Source organism: Flavobacterium sinopsychrotolerans (genome assembly GCF_900110375.1).
Classification (GTDB): Bacteria; Bacteroidota; Bacteroidia; order Flavobacteriales; family Flavobacteriaceae; genus Flavobacterium; species Flavobacterium sinopsychrotolerans.
In genome coordinates this window covers 1-5,006 of record NZ_FODN01000016.1, presented here as the reverse complement: position 1 = coordinate 5,006, position 5,006 = coordinate 1, and the positions used below count along the sequence as shown (strand labels likewise).

At 33.9% G+C, this 5,006-nt stretch carries 5 protein-coding genes; 3 read left to right on the top strand and 2 right to left on the bottom strand.

The window, feature by feature from the left end:
- Window positions 1-281, bottom strand: a 281-nt coding sequence (locus tag BMX64_RS15495) for a type IX secretion system membrane protein PorP/SprF (protein ID WP_143056089.1), incomplete at its 3' end; no start/stop codon positions are given.
- A 510-nt stretch (window positions 282-791) separates the two neighbouring features.
- The gene (locus BMX64_RS15485; RefSeq protein ID WP_091174477.1) at window positions 792-1,196 is read right to left on the bottom strand and encodes a helix-turn-helix domain-containing protein; all 405 of its coding nucleotides are present in this window, start codon (window positions 1,194-1,196) and stop codon (window positions 792-794) included.
- A 181-nt stretch (window positions 1,197-1,377) separates the two neighbouring features.
- On the opposite strand from BMX64_RS15485, the gene BMX64_RS15480 reads away from it, so the two are divergent.
- The 3 genes from BMX64_RS15480 (at window position 1,378) to BMX64_RS15470 (ending at window position 4,241) form a co-directional block, all read left to right on the top strand.
- Window positions 1,378-1,929 carry a hypothetical protein gene (locus BMX64_RS15480; RefSeq protein WP_091174474.1) on the top strand — a complete coding sequence of 184 codons (552 nt, stop codon included), beginning with the start codon at window positions 1,378-1,380 and terminating at the stop codon, window positions 1,927-1,929.
- A gap of 69 nt (window positions 1,930-1,998) precedes the next feature.
- Window positions 1,999-2,631, top strand: a complete 633-nt coding sequence (locus BMX64_RS15475) for a hypothetical protein (protein ID WP_091174472.1) — start codon at window positions 1,999-2,001, stop codon at window positions 2,629-2,631.
- Entirely contained in the window at window positions 2,628-4,241 is a 1,614-nt protein-coding gene (locus tag BMX64_RS15470) for a hypothetical protein (protein WP_091174470.1), read from the top strand. The genes BMX64_RS15475 and BMX64_RS15470 overlap by 4 nt, the downstream gene beginning before the upstream one ends.
- The last annotated feature ends 765 nt before the right edge of the window (window positions 4,242-5,006 follow it).

Genomic DNA, 5,006 nt, shown 5'->3' with positions numbered 1-5,006 from the left:
GTAATTGCAGGGTCAAAATCAACAGGATCGAGTGCATTTGCATCAATCTTAAAGTTATTGATATTATATGAAATACCAAAAGACAAATACTGCTTGGAATAATAGTCTAAGATGATATGATGGGCAAATGAGGCCTTGGCACCCGTTTGTCTTGTATTTCCATTTTTATCATTGTAAACTGATATTCCCACTCCAGATTGATCTGCAATCCTGAAATAAGCATAAATATATTGATTGTCTGGCGCGTCTTTGTTTTCATACACTATCCATACACTATCCATACACTATCTATGCACTATCTATGCTTTATCCATGCACTTGACCCGTCCTTGACCCGTCCTGAAATAACTATACAGATTATTAAATTAATCCTGCTTTAGCTATACAAATATAATTATTAATCCTAAACTTACTATACACCTGCTTTTTCATAGTTAAAGTTTTTATTATAATTCTTCCATCTTTTCTTGAAGTTCTCTGATTGTAGATGAGCTTGATTTGGGGTTAGATAATCACAACTAGAATGTTGACCCGTCCTAAAATAACTATACAAGTTATTATGACCCGTATTAGTATTGAAAAATGCCTTTCAAAAATTATGGAGCGTGAAGGACGCGTGAATAGCGATACCCTTAAAGATGTTTTTCTAGTTATGGAAAGCGGAGAGCTGACGTTTTTCAAATTCTTCGATAGATTTGTACTGGATTTAAAAAAAAATCGATAGCGGACTTCGGGTAGAAAGGCTCAACTGGTCAGTTGAGCCTTTTATGAATTAAGAATTATTCCTATTATTATTTATTGATTAATTTTTCGAGCCTTGCCATCATTTCATCTTTCTCTTTCAACATACGTTCGTACAAAGCAATTTTTTCTTCGTGAAGCTTTAAAATTTCTTGTAATGGATTAACATTATAAGTACCACCAGAATTACCAATGAATGCTTCATCGTGAAAAGTATTGGAAATAATATTTATTGCTTGCTCTTCATCAAAGTTCTGGAAAGCTTCAACTGGAATTTTCAATGCATCTGAAATCTGCCTAAGCATATCTGCCTCGATTACATCTTTTTGCTCCAGCATAGAAATTTTCTTCTGATTCCAGTCATCTCCCAGATCAAAAGCCAGTGCTTCCTGCTTGATACCAAGCATTTCTCTGAAGCGTTTTACATTTCTTCCCTGATGTATTTTCTGTTCCATAACGAGTGTCATTTTTCTGAAGGCTCAAAGATAAAGCCATTTGGATTAAAAAATCTGAATTTCAAAGGTAAAAAAATATACTGTAAAATATCCATTTTTGTCCGCTATTATATCCCCTTCCCGAATAGATTATCCTTTCCAAAGAATAGATCTTCGATGGCTAATATTAAATCTTCTCACTATGAAAAAGAATACAATATCCTTTGAAACAAGATTTTGGTATGCCTATGAGATAGAAAATCCTTTTGAGGTAATTGATGCTTTTTTTGATTATGCAGCTCTAGACCACTATAAGCAGAGATTAGCAGAAGCGGTTCTTTTTATCAATAAGCAGGAAGTTTACAAAAAAGAATATCCAGGACAGGTATTTGTTTTCTATACGACCCTTCGATCTTTTCTTAAAGCTTGTTTTTGCCTGCAATACAAAAGGAAAAAGTGGAAAGTCAAACAGTCCTCTGATTGTAAATCGATTCTCCATCAAGGTTCATTGACAAAGGAAGAGTATGCAAATCCGTTTACCGTATTCCAAATTGCATTTGCAGAGAAATCATTGGATGAATTTGAGTTTTTTCTATGTGAAATCATACATATATCATTATCTCCAAATGTCGTAGAATTTGATTATGACCTGATCACGCCCTATATCCATTTAATCAAGATGCTTGATGCAAGCCAGCTACTGCGTGAAAGTGGTCTTGAAAAGATCAAAAAGAATACCCATCCTTTAGAATAATATATCCCGTAATGGAATAGAATATCTTTCAGCGCATTCCCAACTTTACGAAAGCTAAATTTTTATGATATGGAAAATAATGAAAACTTTAAGAAAGGAAAAAGGCTTGTAAAAACGGTCGAACAGGCGAAGACAGCATTGAATATGTTACTGCAAGATTCAGAGAAGTCCAATCTCGAAAGAGGAATTTGGGGGCTTCTGGACAAATTAAAAAATCCCAAGCTCGATTTATTGCTGGACAGGTATCCCGAACTTTTGCAGGAATACGAACTGGAACAGCTTCTTTCCGGCTCACTTGAAATTCCTGATGCTGAAACAAGCGATGTAAAGACGGCAGGACTTTTTTCCTGTCTTCAGTTACTGATACATTTTTGTTATGAACTTAAGGACAATCCAAAACCCAGCGATGATTGTTATGACAGTCTCAAATATATTTTGCGTTCCATCAGTTCTAGCAAGTTTGTACGCGACCTGCTGATTATTACCGTTTCAGTTGTCGGAGTAGCATACTACGAAAAATTCCAGCAGAGAATTCAAAACTTGGATTTGAGCTTTGAAAGCGCAAAGGGTCTGGAAAATGATCCTGAGTTGCAGGAACACATTGATCTTATGGCTTGGTTTGCATTAGTCAGGCTATTTTTAGAATCGGTCTATACCTATTTCAATATTCCAGATCAACACCTTACTAACCGTACATTATGAAAGCTTCAAAAAAACTCACATTTCCAAAACTCGATAACGAGTATGTAGCAAATATCTTGAGACAATTGGTCAATCAGCACAGTATCATTCAGATGTTTTTTACCAGAGATATCCATTCCGTTTTTTCGCATCTGATTATCCATATCGAAAAAAATGGCGATGCGCAAGAGCTACAGCAAAGCAGATGGGTAAAGAAAGTTAGAAATCGCTATCAGATAAATGTCCATTTCATCTACTCTGTAAAGCTTCATCATAGATTTTCTTTGGGTCACCCTTTTATTGAATTCTACTGTCAGACTCCGGCAGTGATCTACCAAAATGACGAATTAAGGGATTCTTCCATCAATACAAGGGAATGGAAAAAATACAAGAAAAAGTTCAATGGTTTTCAAGAAAGGTTTTATCACGATCACGATCTTCATAAGTTTCAAGTCCAAAATCTCATTTCGGAAGGTTCGTCAAATAGTGTTTTTACATCTTATGCAAGATTGATAAACTATGACCTTGAGTATTTAGAAGAACTTTGTTTCGGAAATAATCTTAATTCGCTGGGTTTGGACGAAAGGATCAACAATCTAATCGAATATATTCCTGAGATTCAGAAATACTTTGTAAAAAATAGCGATAATAGATACTATCTCAATGACCTGTTTGTAAAGGCTGAAGAAGCAACTGCCGATGATGATGCAATATATAAAAATGAGATGTACGAAGCAGTTGGAATTACTGAAAAAAATGTTTACGGTCTGATCGAAAGACGGCTTGATGAACTAAAGAAACTGATAAAAAAAGGATCCTTGCAAGTGCAAAAAGTTCCGAATCAGATTGATGGCAATCCAAAAAATATAATTCTTGAAATTGCCATTGAAACCATACTAAATTCTGTTGAAGTCGAACAGATTTACTTGTATCATCAAATTGCTTACGGTGAAAAAACTACCTATTATTTGATGCTGATAGCTAAAGGTGCTGGAAATGAAAAATTAAGCCTGATAAGCCAATCCCTTAAAAGCAAAATGGATGGGAAATATGATTTTGTATTGCTAAGTCACAACCGTTGCTGGATACAAAATAACTTGTATCAAAATCAGCGTTTTTTTGCCACTATAATTCAAGATAAATACCTCGTATATTCATCCTTCCCTTACCATCCTGAATTTCATTGGGAAGTTCCCCACAATCCCTACCACGCTGACTTGTACTTTCATTATAAATCAGCGAAGAACAGTGCTTTCCAGCTCTTTGAAATACACAATAACCCCAAAGAAAACTATCAGGGTTTAGAATATCTTTTTTCATTGTTTTTTTTATCCTTTTGCAGGACATACATTTTTGCAAAAACGTATTACTTGCCTAATTATCTGTACAGCCAATCACTATGGCAGTTATGCCTGTATGCAGATTCTGATATTCGAAAATATGAATATTTAATTGAGCAGTTCTGGATCGATTTTTTTCCTTATTTGGATAGACATATGATCCTTCATCATAAGTTATCAAAACTCGATAAAGACGAAGTTGGGCAGATGAATGTTATGGTTGAGAAGCTGATGGATGAATTGCATCATTTAGTTATTGGAGGAAGGTTATTAGACTTTGAGGAAGGTTAAACACGTGAGTACACATTGATAAGAAATAATCACTATTTGGAAAAGTGAAATAAATAAAACGAAAAAGTCAATATCTTGTACATTGGCTTTTTTCTGTATTTTAGCTAATTAATACATCGTTTTGCAAAACGAAATAAAGACTTATACTGCTCAAAATCATAATAAGGTGACTAACCTCTAAAGTGTGCTGTTAAGCGCAGCACGGATTTTTATTAGACAATAAAAAAATATCAAAACCAATATCTATTCCAGTAGAAGTTGGTTTTTTTTGTTTAGTACTTCTTGTACAAAGACAAGAAAAGCATTTTAAATGTACAAATAAAAACACCAGTACAAGAATTACAAAATAGAAATGAATGTGTTTTTAAATCACAATTAAGTAAATTCATATAATTATGATTTATGTGAATTAAAATAATAATAATATGAGTCTCTTAAAAAGATTAAGTTAAATAGAACTAATTTACTTAAAAAAACATGTAGATTTATAATGAGCTAACGGAAACACGTTGAAAAGTACAGCAATAAGCACCGTTACCAAATCGTTACCTGACCTATTCTAATAAAAGCTTAGTAGTAGACCGATACGACTTTTCCCTAAAAACTTTAAAACAAAAAAAAGCGGCTTATTTTTAAACCGCTTTTTAACTACTGCAAGTATTAAAATTAATCGTGAACCGGACTTTGGGTACAAGGGCAATTACTGATTCCCTGAAGAAAATCCAATCCTATCGTAACCACGTGAGTTCCTGAATTGTATGCCGA